Here is a 16,753-nt window from a genome sequence, read left to right as displayed (position 1 = left end):
AAAAATACCAGATAATACAAATTTAATACTTCATTCAGACCAAGGCTGGCAATACCAAATGAATCATTACCAACTTTTATTAAAACAAAAAGGAATCAAACAAAGCATGTCAAGAAAAGGAAACTGCCTAGATAATGCAATTATTGAAAACTTCTTTGGAATATTAAAATCTGAAATGTTTTATACCCAAAAATTTAAATCAATAGAACAATTAAAAAAAGAAATTAATAAGTATATAATATATTACAATAACGAAAGAATTAAATCAAATTTAAACAAAATGAGCCCGATAAAATATCGAGCTCATTATTATCAAACTTAATTATAAATTTGTCTAAACTTTTGGGTGCAGTCTAATTTCTAAGATGGCTTTTGAAACTGTGTTTACTTGGAGAATTTTTTAGTTTTCATTCGTAGCAACTACAAACTTCGAATGAAAATGTACAATTATAATTAAATAATGATTCGAAGAACTTCTCCATTTTTATTTATCATTTCAAGACGTATACTTTGTCCTTCGTCTTTTTTACTTAAAAGTTTAGAAACGCTTTCAATATTTGTTGCTTTAACATTATCGATACTTAAAATAATATTGCCTTGTAATTCATTTTGATATTGCATCAGGTTTTCATTATTGATGTTTTTGATTTTTACACCATAATCAATTCTGAATTTCTTTTTATCGGTAGCATCGATATTTTCTAATTCGATTCCTTTAAATTCAGTACTATAAAACTCGTTTTTACTTAAAGTTACCGGAACTGTTTTAGTTTTCCCATCTTTAACATAAGTTACTTTAATAACATCATTTGGGCGTTTTGTATTAATGTATCCAGAAAGATCTGCATAAGTTGCGATATTTTGTTCATCAAGTTTTACAATAATATCTCCTTTGGCAAGACCTGCTTTTTCGGCCCCTGAATTTTTAGAAACTTTACTAATATAAAAACCTTGTGTTTCAGTAATTCCTAATTCTTTTGAAGCAGTACTGTTTAATTCACCACCTTCAACACCCAGAATTCCTCTCTGAACATTACCAAATTCCATAATATCTTCGATTATTTTTCGAGCGATATTAGAAGGAACAGCAAACGAATATCCAACATAAGAACCTGTCATTGACGAAATCATAGTATTAATACCGATTAATTCTCCCCTTGCATTTACCAAAGCACCACCACTGTTTCCAGGATTTACCGCAGCATCAGTTTGAATAAAAGACTGAATTCCCTTTGTGTCTAAATTTCTGGCTTTCGCCGAAACAATTCCCGCAGTTACAGTCGAAGTCAAATTGTATGGATTACCAACAGCCAAAACCCATTCGCCCACTTTTACGTTATCAGAATTGGCAAAAGCAGTGTAAGGAAGTTTTTCGTCGGCATTAATTTTTAGTAATGCAATATCCATTTTAGAATCTGTACCAATAAGTTTTGCCGGATATGATTTTTTATTGTTTAATGTAATTTCAATCTCGGTCGCATCCTTAATTACGTGATTATTGGTTACGATATATCCATCTTCAGAAATGATGACTCCAGATCCCGTACCAACCTGCTCTTGTTGTTGCGCACCTCCATAACCATAGAAAAATTCCATCATAGGATTACTGACTGTTCTGCGCGAAACATTTTTTACGTGAACAACCGTATGAACTGTTTTGTCTGCGGCAGCTGTAAAATCAACAGTTTCGGCAGCTAATCCAACATTTTTACTGAATGAATTGGGGGCAAGAGTAACAACAGAATTTCCTCTTCCAAAAAAAGAATTGTTGCTGTCAAATAATAACTTGTAAGCACCAAGGGTAGTTGCACCACTAAGGAGTGAAACTAAAAATAAGGTTGAAAATCTTTTCATGATTATAATTTATGTTTAAGTTATTTAAGGTAAAAATAATTCAAAAATTTAACAGGTAAAATGGTTTAACTCTCTTTAACATTGATTAACATTTCATTAATTATTTGTTCGTACTTTTGTGTTTCTTAATGTAAAAAAAATGCAAATAGAATTTTATAAATATCAAGGTACGGGAAACGATTTTGTAATGATTGATAATCGTTCAAATTTCTTTCCAAAAGAAGACATTAAATTAATTGAACGTCTATGTGACAGACGTTTCGGCATTGGAGCAGACGGACTTATTTTGCTGGAAAATGATACTGAAACAGACTTCAAAATGGTCTATTATAATTCAGATGGAAATCAGAGTTCGATGTGCGGAAATGGCGGTCGTTGTCTGGTTGCTTTTGCCAATCAATTGGGAGTAATTGAGAACAAAACTACCTTTATTGCAACAGATGGTTTGCATCATGCCTCAGTAGGAGGTGATGCTATAATTTCGTTGCAGATGATCGATGTTGATGAAGTACAAAAGAAAGATTCGTATACATTTTTAAATACCGGTTCACCACATCATGTTCAAATTGTTGAAGATTTAGAACATTATAATGTAAAAGATAATGGCGCCGCAATTCGTTATGGCGAATTATATGGTGAAAAAGGAAGTAATGTTAATTTTGTAAAAAAGATTGATGATAGCACTTTTTCACTTCGTACTTATGAAAGAGGTGTTGAAGACGAAACTCTGGCTTGCGGAACTGGCGCAACAGCGGTTGCGATCGCTATGAATGCAATTGGTGAAACGGATAAAACTTCAATTAATTTAAATGTTGAAGGAGGAAAACTTGTAGTTTCTTTTGATAAAATGGGAGATCATTTTACTAATGTTTTCCTGACTGGTCCTGCTAAATTTGTTTTTAAAGGAACAATAGAGATATAATGTTCAATTCTTAAATTGCTTCGCCTGTTCGCTAGTGCTCGAGTCCAAATTCCAAAAACTACGTTATAAAAACTAAAATTAAAAATGATAACACTCAAAGGTGATTCTGTTTATTTGCGTGCTTTAGAGCCCAATGATTTAGAGTTTGTCTATGCAATGGAAAATGACGAAAGTATTTGGGAGGTTAGTAACACTCAAACACCTTATAGTCGTTTTCTGGTTCGTCAATATCTCGAAAATGCGCAGCAGGATATTTATGAGGCCAAACAATTGCGTTTAGCGATTTGTCAGGATCAGGATTTTCCCGCCATTGGATTGATTGATTTATTTGAATTTGATCCTAAAAATAATAGGGCAGGTATTGGAATTGTTATTCAAAAAGAAGAAAATAAAAGGCAAAATGTAGGTTCTGAGGCATTAGAACTTCTAATTAAGTATTCTTTTCATAATTTAAATTTACATCAATTATATGCAAATATTGCTGTAGGAAATGTAGCAAGTATAGCTCTTTTTACTAAATTTGGCTTTGAGAAAATAGGAATTAAAAAAGATTGGATTTTGCTAAATAACCACTATCAAGACGAAGCAATATTTCAATTAATTAACAAACAAATTTAAACTTTATACTTTGAGCCTAAAAAAAATAATCACAATAACAGCTGTTGCCATAATTTCAGCTTTAATGGTTTACGGATTTGTTTTAATTAGCAAAATCTTCAGCGCAAATACTAAATTCGAAGAAAAAGAATTGTACGTATATGTTCCAACTGGAGCCAATTATACCGATGTTAAAAAGATATTAGAACCTTACATCAAGAATTTCGACAATTTTGAAATGGTGGCAAATAAAAGAGGCTATCCTGAAAATGTGAAATCTGGGCGTTTCTTACTTAAAAAAGATATGAATAATATCGATTTGGTTCGTGCAATGCGCTCAAATGTTCCTGTAAAATTAGCCTTTAACAATCAGGAGCGCTTAGAGAACTTTGCCGGAAGAGTTGGTTCAGAAATCGAAGCAGACAGTTTATCATTGATGAAAGCTATTAAAGATTCAACTTTCTTAAAAGAAAATGGTTTCAATGAAGACAATGTTTTTGCGATGTTTATTCCAAATACTTATGAGATTTATTGGAATACTTCTGCAGAGAAGTTTCGTGATAAAATGATCAAAGAATATCATAATTTCTGGACTCCTGAAAGAATTGAAAAAGCTAAAAAGCAAGGTTTAACACCAGTTCAGGCTACAATTTTGGCTTCTATTGTTCATAAAGAATCAGTAAAGAAAGATGAAAGACCTCGTATTGCCGGAGTTTATTTGAATCGTTTACGTTTAGAAATGCCATTACAAGCAGATCCAACAGTTATTTATGCTTTAAAATTAAGAGACAACAATTTTGATCAGGTTATTAAAAGAGTTTTTTATAATGATTTGATTATGAAATCTCCATATAACACTTACGTGAATGTTGGACTTCCTCCAGGACCAATTGCAATGCCTGATATCACAGCTGTGGATGCGGTTTTAAATCCTGAAAAAAACGATTATATTTATTTCTGTGCAAGTATCGATCGTTTTGGATATCATGAATTTGCATCAACTTATGAGCAACATCAAATAAATGCAAAAAAATATTCTGACTGGATCGCCACTCAAGGAGTGACAAGATGATTTTTTGAGTATTAATTGATTAAAATAGAACAAAAAAACCGAAGCTTTAAGCTTCGGTTTTTTTGTTCTATTTATTATTTTAATTTTCTACAAATTCGAAAGGATTATTTAATTGAATGTTTTACCCATTTTTCGTTCCCATTCTAAATAATAATCAAAAAAATACGTATTACAATTCTCTAATTTATTTCATCTGAAAAAATGAAATTTACAAAAGATTATATTTTAGTTTACATAAATTTAATGATAAAAACAAATTTTTACGACATAAATTTTGTTTAAAAATCTTGAACATTTGGTAGGTTTAATCCTGCTATTTTAACTAAATTGCTAAAAATTTGATAAAAATTGCATTTTTTAAATTTATATTTTGGTGGTTTTATAGTAAAATCAAAGTCTTTGATTACCGCTCGAAAACTGCATCAATAAAGGGATTGAAGCATATATTTGTAATCTTTAAATTATGTAAAGCGTTGATTTTCAGTGTTATTTTGTATTTCTTATCTTTGCACCGTAGAAATTTCAAGAGGGTGACAGCGTTTTGAAGAAAAACAATTTATGATAAAGAAATGGTATTTTTATGCGAGTTTGATCGTTATTATTACATTTTTAAGTTTGGGTTTTAAACCCTTTAATCTAGAAACCAAACCTTGGTTTTTAATAGAAAAAACAGATGGGTCTGAATACTTGTTTCCATCGCTCGAAGAGGATGATTATCCTACTTTACACAAGTTAAATGCCCCATTTACAGGAAAACGTCTTATAGGTTTTAAAGAAGCAGTTGCCTTTAAAGAATCACAAGGAAAATACCGATTGGTAAATTCACTTGGTTACATGGGAAAATATCAATTTGGGACTCAAGCCCTGAAATCTATTGGTATTCAAAATAAGAAAGCATTTTTAAAAGATCCTGCCTTACAAGAAAAAGCATTTATTGCGTTGTTATCCAAGAATAAATGGATTTTACGTAATGAAATTGAAAGGTATGAAGGAAAAGTTATCAATGGTATTGCAATTACCGAATCAGGAATTTTAGCCGCCGCACATCTTGGAGGCGCTGGTTCAGTTAAAAACTTTTTCAAAAACAAAGGAAGTAGACATTTTAGAGACGCTTATGGAACTTCATTAAAAAGTTACCTAAGAGCCTTTGGAGGTTATGATCTTTCTTATATTGTAGCAGACAGTAATGCTACGATACACGATTAAGTATCGAAAGAAAACAAAAAAAATCCCGATAATTCGGGATTTTTTTATGCTCTTTTTTAGTCAATTAGAATTTCAAGGATTTTAATAGCTGCTTCACTGATTTTAGTTCCGGGACCAAAAACGGCTACTGCTCCGGCATCAAATAGAAATTGATAGTCTTGCGCCGGAATAACACCACCTACAATAACCATAATATCTTCGCGACCGTGTTTTTTAAGTTCTTCAATAACTTGTGGGACTAATGTTTTATGTCCTGCCGCCAATGAAGAAACACCTAATATATGTACATCATTTTCAACAGCTTGTTTTGCTGCTTCTGCCGGAGTTTGAAAAAGTGGGCCGATATCTACATCAAAACCTACATCGGCATAACCGGTTGCGACTACTTTCGCACCACGATCATGTCCGTCTTGTCCCATTTTGGCAATCATAATTCTAGGACGTCTTCCTTCTTGTTTTGCAAAGGCGTCTGCTAATTGTTTTGCCTTTTCAAAGTTCTCGTCGTTTTTTATTGCTGCACTATACACACCGCTAAAGGATTTAATTTGCGCTTTGAATCTGCCAAAAATACTTTCCAGAGCATCACTAATTTCGCCTAATGTTGCTCTGTTTCGAGCGGCTTCAACAGCAATTTCAAGTAAGTTTCCTTGTCCGGTTTTTGCGCAAAGTATTAGTTTTTCCAGTGATTGATTTACTTTTTCAGTATCTCTTGTTGCTTTTATATGTTCAATTTGCTCTAATTGTTGCTTACGAACCATTTGGTTGTCAACATCTAAGATATGCAACGGATCTTCTTTTTCTAATCTAAATTGATTTACACCCACAATAATATCTTGCCCGCTATCAATACGGGCTTGTTTTCTTGCCGCAGCTTCTTCAATTCTTAATTTAGGAATTCCTGCTTCAATAGCTTTGGTCATTCCGCCTAATTCTTCAACTTCTTCGATCAGTTTCCAAGTGCTTTTAAGAATTTCATTCGTCAGGCTTTCAACATAATAACTTCCTCCCCAAGGATCAACAGTTTTAGTAATTTTAGTTTCTTCTTGTAAAAAGATTTGTGTATTACGTGCAATTCTTGCCGAAAAGTCTGTTGGTAAAGCAATAGCTTCGTCAAGTGCGTTGGTATGCAAAGATTGAGTTCCGCCAAAAGCTGCAGCAGTTGCTTCAATACAAGTTCTCGCTACATTATTGAACGGATCTTGTTCTGTTAAACTCCAGCCACTAGTTTGACAATGTGTTCTTAAAGCTAACGATTTATCACTTTTAGGATTGAATTGCTGTACTAATTTTGCCCAAATCATTCGACCTGCACGCATTTTAGCGATTTCCATAAAATGATTCATTCCAATTGCCCAAAAGAAAGAGAGACGAGGAGCAAATTCATCAATCGTCATTCCTGTAGAAAGTCCGGTTCTGATGTATTCTAAACCATCCGCCAAAGTATAAGCCAATTCAATATCGGCGGTTGCTCCGGCTTCCTGCATGTGATATCCTGAAATCGAGATAGAATTGAATTTTGGCATTTTCTTGCTCGTAAATTCAAAAATATCTGCAATGATTTTCATCGAAGGAGTTGGTGGATATATATAAGTATTACGAACCATAAACTCTTTCAGAATGTCATTTTGGATTGTTCCTGAGAGTTTTCCAATCGCAACACCTTGTTCTTCGGCTGCAACAATATAAAAAGCCATAATAGGTAAAACGGCACCGTTCATGGTCATTGAAACCGACATTTCATCTAATGGAATCTGATCGAACAATATTTTCATGTCTTCAACAGAATCTATTGCAACTCCGGCTTTTCCAACATCTCCAACAACTCTTTCATGATCAGAGTCGTAACCGCGATGCGTTGGTAAATCAAAAGCGATTGAAAGCCCTTTTTGTCCAGCAGCTAAATTTCTTCTGTAAAAGGCATTGCTTTCTTCTGCGGTAGAAAATCCTGCATATTGGCGAATTGTCCATGGACGTCTTACGTACATTGTGGCATAAGGTCCGCGTAAGTTTGGTGCAAATCCAGCTCCAAACTCAAGAAACTCCAAATCTTCAATATCTTTTTCAGAATAGGTTTCTTTTAATTCGATTCCTTCTGCTGTGAAGAAGTTTTGAGTTATAGGTTCAGAATTATTCATCAGTTCATCTGACGCTTCACTTTTAACTTCTAACTTTATATGTTTAAGGTCTTTTCTCAATTGTGAAAAATGTTATTTAAAATAAATTTAATTCGCTGTTTCTGGATGTGTGAAAAATGGATTTTATTACGATACAGTTTTCATAAATAGAATAATGTATTGCATATGGAAAAGTTTTAAAAAATATGATTCTAATAGTATCATATTTAATTTGGAATAATAATGGATCTTTCTTAATAATAGCTAAACTTTTTTTAAATGAATCATTAAACCTAATGGCTAATTTTGGATGTATATTTTTATAATAGAGAAGTGATTTTTTATAATCAATTTTAGCTTCTTCAACAATTACTATTTTATAAATCATTTTCGATTTCTTTTAAAAAATCATCAATGTCAGTAACATTTTTTGGATTTTTTAAATAAGTCTCTGTTCTTTCTCTAACTTGATCAATTTGCCATTGCGGAATTTTATATTCATCATTTTGAATAGGTAAAATAATTACTTCTACTTCATCTGCTGTAAAATCGTCTGGCAGAATAACTGTTACAGAGCGGTTTTTCACGGATATTATTTGTCTAATTGCTTCCATAATTATTTTAGATTTATATTTAAATATAGCTATTCGATATCAATATTATTCAAGTTCAAGCCTTTCCTGCTCCAGTTTTTCGGCTAATCTTTTTTCGATTATTGGTGTAATTAATGTTTTTCTTGGTTTGATTTTTACAAAAGGAAACAATTCTAAATCGTGTTTCATTTTGTCATCTTTGTTCGGATATTTATTCGTTCCTAATAAAACTTCTTTTCTTGAGTCAAATAGTTCCTGTTCTTTAGTGGCGCTTTCCTGGATTTTCTTTTTGATGGTTCCATCATTCAAAAGTTTCAGAAATCCGCCGTTGGCTTCAATATCTTTAAAAAGAGTCAAACTTTTTTCTGCCAATTGCATGGTCAGACTCTCAATATAATAACTTCCGTCAGCAGGATTGTTTACTTTATCAAAATAGCTCTCGTGTTTTAAAACCAACAATTGATTTCTTGCAATTCGGTCGCCAAATTCATTGTCTTTATGGTATAAAGCATCATAAGGCAAATTGGCAACAGCATCTGCACCACCTAAAATAGCTGACATACATTCGGTTGTGGTTCGAAGCATGTTTACGTTGTAATCGTATATTGTTTTATTGCGTTTGGTTGGCGTTACCAAAAAGTGACATTCTAAATCTGGATTATATTCTGAAGCTATTAATTTAAAAAGCATTCGTAAAGCACGAAGTTTTGCAATTTCAAAGAAATAATTGGTTCCAACCGAAATTTGAAAAACAATTGGTTTCGATATAGTTGGTAAACGATTCAAATATTCGTTTACATGACCTAAACTATACGCAATTTGTTGTGTAATATTGGCACCTGAATTTTGGTATAAACCTAAATCTACACTTAAAAGAGAAAGATTTGTGGTTGCTTTTGAAATGTTTTCTATCGTTTCAAAATTATTTTTGTCTGATGTTGGAAACCAATTTCCTTCTCTGGCAAAATGTCCAATTGGATCAATATTGCAATAAAAAACAGCTTTTTTCTGGATTGAAATGGTGTTTAATAGTTTTACGAAATCGATTGAAATGAAATTCAAATTAAAGTAAACGATTCTATTCTCTAAAGGAAGAGTTTCTAATAATTTTTGAGCATCTATTTTTTCGTTTTCAATAGTAAAACGTAAACTTTCTGCACCTCTTTCAATAGTATTTATCGCTCTTTGAACCGATTTTTCGATATCGTATACAAAGATGTTTTGACAAATTTTGAAATTTGAAGCGTTGGTTTTTACTGGTGCCGATTTTGAAAATTCGTCTATATGATAAAAAGGTTTTACCTGAATATCTTCTGGAGAGTTCCAGATTATGGTTTCGTTATAATCAGCGCCATCTAATTCAAACTGAATTTTTTGTTTCCATTGTTTGGATGAAATCGGATTAAAATCGTCGAATAGGGTAGTGGCCATTGGGTGCTTTTTTCTGATTATTCTTTAGTATCTTGAATGGTGTCTCCTTCAAATTGGATGATGTAAATATCTTCGCTGTCTTTTTTCATAAAGTACTTTTCGCGAGCATATTTTTCTATTTGTTCAGGATTTTTAAGTTGTTTGATCTGTTCTTGATCTTTTTTTATTTCGTCCTGATAATATTTTTTATTGTCTTGTAATTCTTCTATTTGATTGTCTAAAAAACGATGATCAAAATAGGAGTAATTGTCTAAAAATAACATCCATACTACGAAAAAGAGTAGTACCCAAACATATTTGTTGCTTAGGAGTTTAAACCATCTTTTGTCTTTATATGGGTTTTTCATTTTCATTTTTTATTTAACCGATTACTTCTTTTAATTTCGATTGGTGTTCTAGCCCCGATGGAGCCGGTATCCTTTTTATGTCTGCCGCGGCGGACATAAAAAGATAAAGGCGAGAGCGGGAAATAGCTCCTAATTTTAATGCAATAAATTTACGATAAAAATTATGAAATTCGTTGATTAATTACGGCACGAACTACATCAATTGCCACGGTATTATATTTGTCGTTAGGGATAATAATATCTGCAAAAGCTTTTGATGGCTCGATAAATTGCTCGTGCATAGGTTTTAAAGTGTTTTGATAACGTGTTAAAACCTCGTCGATATCACGTCCGCGTTCTGAAATATCTCTTTTTAAACGACGAATTAATCTTTCGTCAGAATCTGCGTGAACAAAAATTTTGATATCGCAAAGATCGCGTAGCTCTGGATTTGTTAAAATTAAGATTCCTTCAACAATCATAACTTTTCTTGGGTGTGTCGCCACAGTATCGTCAGTTCTGTTGTGCTGAATGAAAGAATATACAGGCTGATCTATCGTTTCGCCTTCTTTTAATGCTTTTAGGTGTTTTACCAATAGTTCAAAATCGATTGCACGTGGGTGATCAAAATTGATTAATGCTCTTTCGTCAAATGACAAATTGGTTGTTTCTTTATAGTACGAATCCTGAGAAATTACACCCACTTCAGTGTCTGGTAATTCGTTCATGATTTGGTGTACTACTGTCGTTTTTCCACTTCCTGTTCCTCCTGCAAGTCCAATAATGAGCATATATTTTTTGTTTGATATTTGTTTGGCAAAAATAATAATTTAAGTGGATTGATAATTGAATCCGAACTTTAAAATTGAATTTATAATAAGAAGTTTAAATAACATTCAAGATACAATAACAGAATTACGAATTGTTTAAACTTAAAGGATGAATTTTTACCATATAAGTTATGTAAGTTCATTTAATTTTTTACGTAAATAGTACGTACACTTATATTTACTTATACCACTTATATGGTAAAAAAATATTTGTATGTTAAAATAAAAAAAATCCCGACAGCTATGCTATCGGGATTGGTGCAATCAGTATAGTTTTAATAAAATATTCTGAATTTAGTAAGCACTTGTAATTATTTATTCTTTTTTGCTTTTATCATCATTTCAAGCTGATCCCAAAGTTCTTCCGGAATTGCTTCTAATAAGTTGAATTGTCCTGCACCTTTTAACCATTCACCACCATCAATTGTGATAACGTCTCCGTTTACATAAGCTGAAAAATCAGAAACCAAATAAGCCGCTAAATTGGCTAATTCCTGGTGATCACCAACACGTTTTAAAGGCACTTTTTTTGCCATATCAAATTTTTCGGCAAGATCTCCGGGTAACAATCTGTCCCAAGCACCTTTTGTTGGGAATGGTCCCGGTGCAATTGCGTTAGAACGAATTCCGTATTTTGCCCATTCTACAGCTAAACTGCGTGTCATAGCAAGAACTCCGGCTTTTGCAGTTGCACTTGGCACCACATAAGCAGATCCTGTCCAGGCATAAGTTGTTACAATATTTAAAATTGTTGCTGATGTTTGTTTGGTATCGATCCAGTGTTTTCCAAAAGCAAGCGTACAGTTTTTTGAACCTTTTAATACGATATCTATAACAGTATCAAATGCATTTGCAGATAAACGCTCTGTTGGAGAAATAAAATTTCCGGCAGCATTGTTCAAAAGAACATCCACTTTTCCAAAAGTTTTTAAAACTTCCTGAAGCATATTTTCTACTTCTTCATAATGACGAACGTCACATTGAAGTGGTAAACATTTTCCGCCGGTTTCAGCTTCAAGTTCTGTAGCAGTGTTTTTAAGTTTTTCTAAATCTCTTGAAGTAATTGCTACCTGAGCTCCTAATTCTAAGAAGTATTTGGTCATAGCTTTGCCTAAACCACTTCCACCACCTGTAACAACAATGACCTTACCTTTTAAAGCGTCATCTCTTAACATTTTATCTGTATAGCTCATATTTTTTTCTTTTTATTACAATATTAAATAAATAAATAGGATGCACGCATAATAATGTTATAAAATTTTGATAAACTTTATATATCACATAATTTTTTTGCTGCAGATTCTAATGTGAAGCCGTCTTTGGCGAAGCAAAAACGTATTAATTTTTGGTCTTTATGGTCAGAATAAAAGGTAGAAATAGGAATTGCAGCAACGCCATGATCTGTAATTAGTTTTTTGCAAAATGTCACGTCGTCGTCATCTGAAATATTAGCATAAGAAGCTACTTGAAAATAAGTTCCTTCGCAAGGTTTTAATTCGAATCGGCTGTTTTGAAGGAGTTTTTGAAAATAATCTCGTTTTTCCTGATAGAATTTTCCAAGTAGATTCACATCAACAACATTTAAATACTCGCTGATAGCAAATTGGGAGATACTATTTACACTAAAAACCAAAAACTGATGTACTTTTTTAATTTCTTTCATTAAATGTTCCGGTGCCACAGTATAACCAATTTTCCAACCGGTTATGTGAAATGATTTTCCAAAAGAAGAAACCATAATGCATCGGTCTAAAAGAAAATCTTTTGTGTGTGCCGAAATATGTTTTTCTTCGAAAGTGATGTATTCATAAACTTCATCAGATAAAACCAAAATGTCAGGATATTTTGAAAGTAATTTTTCCAGTTGAAGAAAATCGTCTTCCGTTAAAATTTTCCCAGTTGGATTATGCGGATTATTAATGATAATCATCTTGGTTTTTGATGAACACGCTTTTTCAATCGTTTCCCAATTTGGTGTATAATCGTCGTTTAAAGCAACGCGAATGGGTTTTGCATTACACAATAATACAGGAGATTCATACGAATCATAACTTGGATCCAGAATAATTACTTCGTCTGCCGTTTTTATTAAAGCTAAAATTGTGGTAAAAATTCCCTGAGTTGCTCCGGCAGTAACCAGAATTTCGGTTTCAGGAACAATTGTTCTATTGTAGGAACTTTGAACCAATTTTGCAATTTGATTCATCAATGGCGGAAAACCTGCCATTGGTGTATATTGGTGTACATTTTCTTTAGCTAATCTTGCAATAATATTAGTTAATCTTTCGTCAACGGGGAAATTTGGAAATCCTTGCGAAAGGTTAATCGCATTATATTCGGCTGCCATTTTTGACATTACCGTAAAGATGCTTGTTGTTATATTTGGAAGTTTACTCATATAAAAGTCTGATTTTGGGAAAACTTGTGAGTAATTATTTTGTAGAATTATTTACAGAAATTGGCATAGAAAAAAGAACCCTAACTAATTTGTTGTCTTTTTTTCCGGGTGTCCATTTCGGAGAAGTCTTTAAAACGCGAATAGCTTCCGCTCCCGTTTCATATCCAATATCTTTCAAAACTCTAAAGTCACTTAATGAGCCGTCTTTTTCAACTATAAAAACTACATAAATTTTTCCTTTTAATGCAGGATTGTTATTTGGAATTTTAAAATTCTTCTCAATAAATTTATCAAATACCAGCATACCTCCAGGAAACTCAGGTCTGACGTCTATTCCTGCTGTATTGTAAACACTATTATCATTATTAGGAATAGTGCCTTGTGGCGGAATTGTCTCATCGATACTAATAGTGGGGGTTGCATCTATGAGAAGTTTGTCACTTCCTTTGGTGGTTTCTGGAAATACATTTTGAGAGAAAATATTTTGTACCGAACAAATCAAAATCAGAATTAAAAACTTTTTCATTTTAGATGCTTTAGATGTTAGTTTTACATTTTATGAATAATGAAAATTGTCGGTCGATTATGAAGATCAACTTTCAATTTTTTCCAATCTGCAACACGCAATGTTTTAATAAATTCTGTTGGTAGTGTAATATCAGTTGCAATACAAAGATGTGTTGAAGGATTTACAATTTGCAGAATATCTTCGACCAATTTATTATTTCTATATGGAGTTTCAATAAAAATTTGAGATTGATTTTTATCCTGAGATAATTTCTCAAAATGTTTCAAAGCTGATTTCTTTTCGTCTTTATCAATTGGCAAATATCCGTTGAAAGTAAAACTTTGACCATTCATTCCCGAAGCCATCATGGCTAATAGGATAGAAGATGGACCAACCAAAGGTACAACCTGAATTCCTTTTTCGTGCGCCAATTTTACAATCACAGCACCTGGATCGGCAACGCCCGGACAACCGGCTTCGCTCATTAAACCTACATTTTTTCCTTCTAATAAAGGTTTTATAAAGTCTAAATGTTCACTTGGTTCAGTGCGTTTATTTAGTGTGAAAAGTATAAGTTCTGATTGTTTTTTTTCTGGAGAAACTGCTTTTATTGATTTTCTGGCTGTTTTTTCGTTTTCAACAATATAATGATCTATAAAATCAATACTTCTTTTTACTGTTTGCGGCAAAACATCCATTGGATCGCTTTCGCCCATTGTTGTTGGAATTAAATATAGTTTTCCTAGAAGTTTCATTTTATGATATTTTAGAGTTTAAACAAAAAAGTATTTTAATTATCAGTGAAGTAATTAAAATACAAATTAAGTTATGAATGTTTTTCGATAAGTTTTTGTGCAATGATATCAGCGACTTCATCCAGCATTTGATAAACAGTATCAAATCCATTTGTTGATCCGTAGTAAGGATCTGGAACATCTACATTTTCATCCGGAAATAATTCGTTTAAAATAAGATGAACTTTGTTTTTATGTTCTGAAGTTTTAGCCAGATGTATGACGTCGCGGTAATTGGAATTATCCATGACATAGATATAATCGAATTCATCAAAATCTGAAGTTTGAAATTGTCTTCCTTTTTGACCGTCAATACATAAACCGTTTTTTTGGGCAACATCAATAGAACGTTTGTCTGGTGCGTGACCAATATGCCAGGATCCTGTTCCGGCTGAATCAACCGTAAATTTGTCCTGAGGTAATTTTGAAGCTAAAATCCCTTCCGCTAAAGGTGATCTGCAAATATTTCCCAAGCAAACCATTAAAACTTTTACTGGCATGATGCGCGTTTATAGCGTTAATTTTTTGTTGATGTCCTCGACAAATTTCTTGAATTGTTTGTCTGTAGAAACTAAATTGTCTACAGTTTTACAAGCATGCAATACGGTTGCGTGATCGCGATCTCCAATTTGTGAACCAATGTTTGCCAAAGAAGCTTTAGTAAATTTCTTTGCAAAAAACATGGCCAATTGTCTCGCCTGAACAACATGCCTCTTTCTGGTTTTAGATTGAAGGGTTTCAATATCCAACTGAAAATAATCAGACACAATTTTTTGAATATAATCGATAGAGATTTCTCTCTTTACATTTTTAACAAATTTCTCTACAACGCTTTTTGCTAACTCAATTGTAACTTCTTTTTTGTTGAAAGAAGATTGTGCGATTAACGAAATAATAGCGCCTTCAAGTTCTCTTACATTAGATTTGATATTGCGGGCAACATATTCAATAATGTCGTCGGGCATTTCAACACCATCACGATACAGAATGTTTTTTAAGATCGAAATTCTGGTTTCGTAATCTGGCTGGTGTAATTCAGCAGATAATCCCCATTTAAAACGAGATAATAAACGTTGTTCAATATCCTGCATGTCAACTGGTGCTTTGTCCGAAGTCAAAATTACCTGTTTGCCATTTTGGTGTAAATAGTTAAAAATATGGAAAAATACGTCTTGAGTTCCTGATTTTCCAGATAAAAACTGAACGTCATCAATTATTAAAACATCGATCAATTGGTAAAAGTGAATGAAATCATTACGATTATTCTTTTTTACAGAATCGATATATTGTTGTGTGAAAATTTCGGCAGAAATATATAAAACCGTTTTTTCAGGATATTTATCTTTTACCTCTACACCAATAGCGTGTGCTAAGTGGGTTTTTCCTAAACCAACTCCACCAAAAATCAATAAAGGATTAAATGATGTTCCTCCAGGTTTATTAGCAACAGCCATACCTGCAGAACGAGCCAAACGATTTGAATCTCCTTCTAAGAAATTGTCAAAACTGTAATTTGCATTTAATTGCGATTCAATTTTTAGATTTCTAATTCCAGGAATTACAAAAGGATTTTTAAGTTCAGGATTTAAGTTTTTAAACGGAGCATCAACCTCTTGCGGTTTCATAGGCACTCTGTTGGCACTTGGCAACTGTTCGGTAAATGGTTGTTTATTGCCATAAGTGTTCTCCATTTTAATTTTATAGAGTAACTTTGCGTTTTTTCCCAGTTCTTTGGTAAGCGCAACTTTCAATAATTTTACGTAATGCTCTTCGAGCCATTCGTAGAAAAATTTACTTGGTACTTGAATATATAACGCGTTGTCGGTTAGCTCAACTGATTTGATTGGTTCGAACCAAGTTTTATATGCTTGATCTTGAATATTGTCCTTTATAAAAGACAAACAGTTTTCCCATACCGATTGAGCAGTTTTAGTCATAGATTCAGATAAATTTTTTATTATTGATAAAGATTCTCCTAATAAAAAAGGAGCAATTTTATTCCGTATTTCGGGATAACAAATATGTGAACAAATTTCTGTAAAAAAAAATATTTTGGACTCTAATTTTATAAAAAAAAGTTGTAAGTAAACTTTTTGAAGTTAATTTTT

18 protein-coding genes are annotated in these 16,753 nt (G+C 32.6%); 5 read left to right on the top strand and 13 right to left on the bottom strand.

The genetic code is table 11. From position 1 onward, the window contains the following. A partial coding sequence (locus tag CHB81_RS05520) for an IS3 family transposase (protein WP_141130361.1) occupies positions 1 to 322 on the top strand: 322 nt, incomplete at its 5' end. A 131-nt stretch (positions 323 to 453) separates the two neighbouring features. Here CHB81_RS05520 and CHB81_RS05515 read toward each other — a convergent pair. Next, complete coding sequence (locus CHB81_RS05515; protein WP_089350885.1) at positions 454 to 1,854, bottom strand: trypsin-like peptidase domain-containing protein; 1,401 nt, start codon at positions 1,852 to 1,854, stop codon at positions 454 to 456. Between the two features lie 139 nt (positions 1,855 to 1,993). Here CHB81_RS05515 and dapF point away from each other — a divergent pair, with 139 nt between their 5' ends. The 4 genes from dapF (at position 1,994) to CHB81_RS05495 (ending at position 5,651) form a co-directional block, all read left to right on the top strand. Next, positions 1,994 to 2,776 carry a diaminopimelate epimerase gene (dapF, locus tag CHB81_RS05510; RefSeq protein WP_089350884.1) on the top strand — a complete coding sequence of 261 codons (783 nt, stop codon included), beginning with the start codon at positions 1,994 to 1,996 and terminating at the stop codon, positions 2,774 to 2,776. Positions 2,777 to 2,860: 84 nt separating this feature from the next. After that, a complete protein-coding gene (locus CHB81_RS05505) occupies positions 2,861 to 3,394 on the top strand; it encodes a GNAT family N-acetyltransferase (protein WP_089350883.1) in 534 nt (177 codons plus the stop codon). A 10-nt stretch (positions 3,395 to 3,404) separates the two neighbouring features. Continuing rightward, a complete protein-coding gene (gene mltG / locus CHB81_RS05500; RefSeq protein WP_089350882.1) occupies positions 3,405 to 4,445 on the top strand; it encodes an endolytic transglycosylase MltG in 1,041 nt (346 codons plus the stop codon). Between the two features lie 558 nt (positions 4,446 to 5,003). Beyond that, entirely contained in the window at positions 5,004 to 5,651 is a 648-nt protein-coding gene (locus tag CHB81_RS05495) for a peptidoglycan-binding protein LysM (RefSeq protein WP_089350881.1), read from the top strand. Between the two features lie 56 nt (positions 5,652 to 5,707). Here CHB81_RS05495 and scpA read toward each other — a convergent pair whose 3' ends face one another. The 12 genes from scpA to dnaA all read right to left on the bottom strand — a co-directional run bounded on the left by scpA (position 5,708) and on the right by dnaA (position 16,582). Continuing rightward, a complete protein-coding gene (gene scpA / locus CHB81_RS05490; protein ID WP_176427492.1) occupies positions 5,708 to 7,846 on the bottom strand; it encodes a methylmalonyl-CoA mutase in 2,139 nt (712 codons plus the stop codon). A 16-nt stretch (positions 7,847 to 7,862) separates the two neighbouring features. Next, a complete protein-coding gene (locus tag CHB81_RS05485; protein WP_089350880.1) occupies positions 7,863 to 8,153 on the bottom strand; it encodes a hypothetical protein in 291 nt (96 codons plus the stop codon). Further along, positions 8,143 to 8,379 carry a hypothetical protein gene (locus CHB81_RS05480; RefSeq protein WP_089350879.1) on the bottom strand — a complete coding sequence of 79 codons (237 nt, stop codon included), beginning with the start codon at positions 8,377 to 8,379 and terminating at the stop codon, positions 8,143 to 8,145. The genes CHB81_RS05485 and CHB81_RS05480 overlap by 11 nt, the downstream gene beginning before the upstream one ends. A 45-nt stretch (positions 8,380 to 8,424) precedes the next feature. Next, a complete protein-coding gene (locus CHB81_RS05475; RefSeq protein ID WP_089350878.1) occupies positions 8,425 to 9,789 on the bottom strand; it encodes a methylmalonyl-CoA mutase subunit beta in 1,365 nt (454 codons plus the stop codon). Between the two features lie 17 nt (positions 9,790 to 9,806). Next, positions 9,807 to 10,142, bottom strand: a complete 336-nt coding sequence (locus CHB81_RS05470) for a septum formation initiator family protein (protein WP_089350877.1) — start codon at positions 10,140 to 10,142, stop codon at positions 9,807 to 9,809. Between the two features lie 155 nt (positions 10,143 to 10,297). Continuing rightward, the gene (udk, locus tag CHB81_RS05465) at positions 10,298 to 10,906 is read right to left on the bottom strand and encodes a uridine kinase (protein WP_089350876.1); all 609 of its coding nucleotides are present in this window, start codon (positions 10,904 to 10,906) and stop codon (positions 10,298 to 10,300) included. Positions 10,907 to 11,256: 350 nt separating this feature from the next. Beyond that, the gene (locus CHB81_RS05460) at positions 11,257 to 12,138 is read right to left on the bottom strand and encodes an SDR family oxidoreductase (RefSeq protein WP_165902280.1); all 882 of its coding nucleotides are present in this window, start codon (positions 12,136 to 12,138) and stop codon (positions 11,257 to 11,259) included. 77 nt (positions 12,139 to 12,215) lie between these two features. Then, positions 12,216 to 13,343: a methionine aminotransferase gene (locus tag CHB81_RS05455; RefSeq protein ID WP_089350875.1), complete on the bottom strand. Its 1,128-nt coding sequence runs from the start codon at positions 13,341 to 13,343 to the stop codon at positions 12,216 to 12,218. A gap of 34 nt (positions 13,344 to 13,377) precedes the next feature. Further along, positions 13,378 to 13,869 carry an energy transducer TonB gene (locus CHB81_RS05450; protein ID WP_089350874.1) on the bottom strand — a complete coding sequence of 164 codons (492 nt, stop codon included), beginning with the start codon at positions 13,867 to 13,869 and terminating at the stop codon, positions 13,378 to 13,380. 23 nt (positions 13,870 to 13,892) lie between these two features. Further along, positions 13,893 to 14,606: an SAM-dependent methyltransferase gene (locus CHB81_RS05445; RefSeq protein ID WP_059116421.1), complete on the bottom strand. Its 714-nt coding sequence runs from the start codon at positions 14,604 to 14,606 to the stop codon at positions 13,893 to 13,895. A 71-nt stretch (positions 14,607 to 14,677) separates the two neighbouring features. Further along, positions 14,678 to 15,145: a low molecular weight protein-tyrosine-phosphatase gene (locus tag CHB81_RS05440; protein WP_089350873.1), complete on the bottom strand. Its 468-nt coding sequence runs from the start codon at positions 15,143 to 15,145 to the stop codon at positions 14,678 to 14,680. Positions 15,146 to 15,154: 9 nt separating this feature from the next. Continuing rightward, a complete protein-coding gene (dnaA, locus tag CHB81_RS05435; RefSeq protein ID WP_026984957.1) occupies positions 15,155 to 16,582 on the bottom strand; it encodes a chromosomal replication initiator protein DnaA in 1,428 nt (475 codons plus the stop codon). Between the last annotated feature and the right edge of the window lie 171 nt (positions 16,583 to 16,753).

Origin of the sequence: Flavobacterium sp. ov086, assembly GCF_900187965.1 — a bacterium.
Taxonomy (GTDB): Bacteria; Bacteroidota; Bacteroidia; order Flavobacteriales; family Flavobacteriaceae; genus Flavobacterium.
This window is presented reverse-complemented; position numbering and strand designations above follow the sequence as displayed.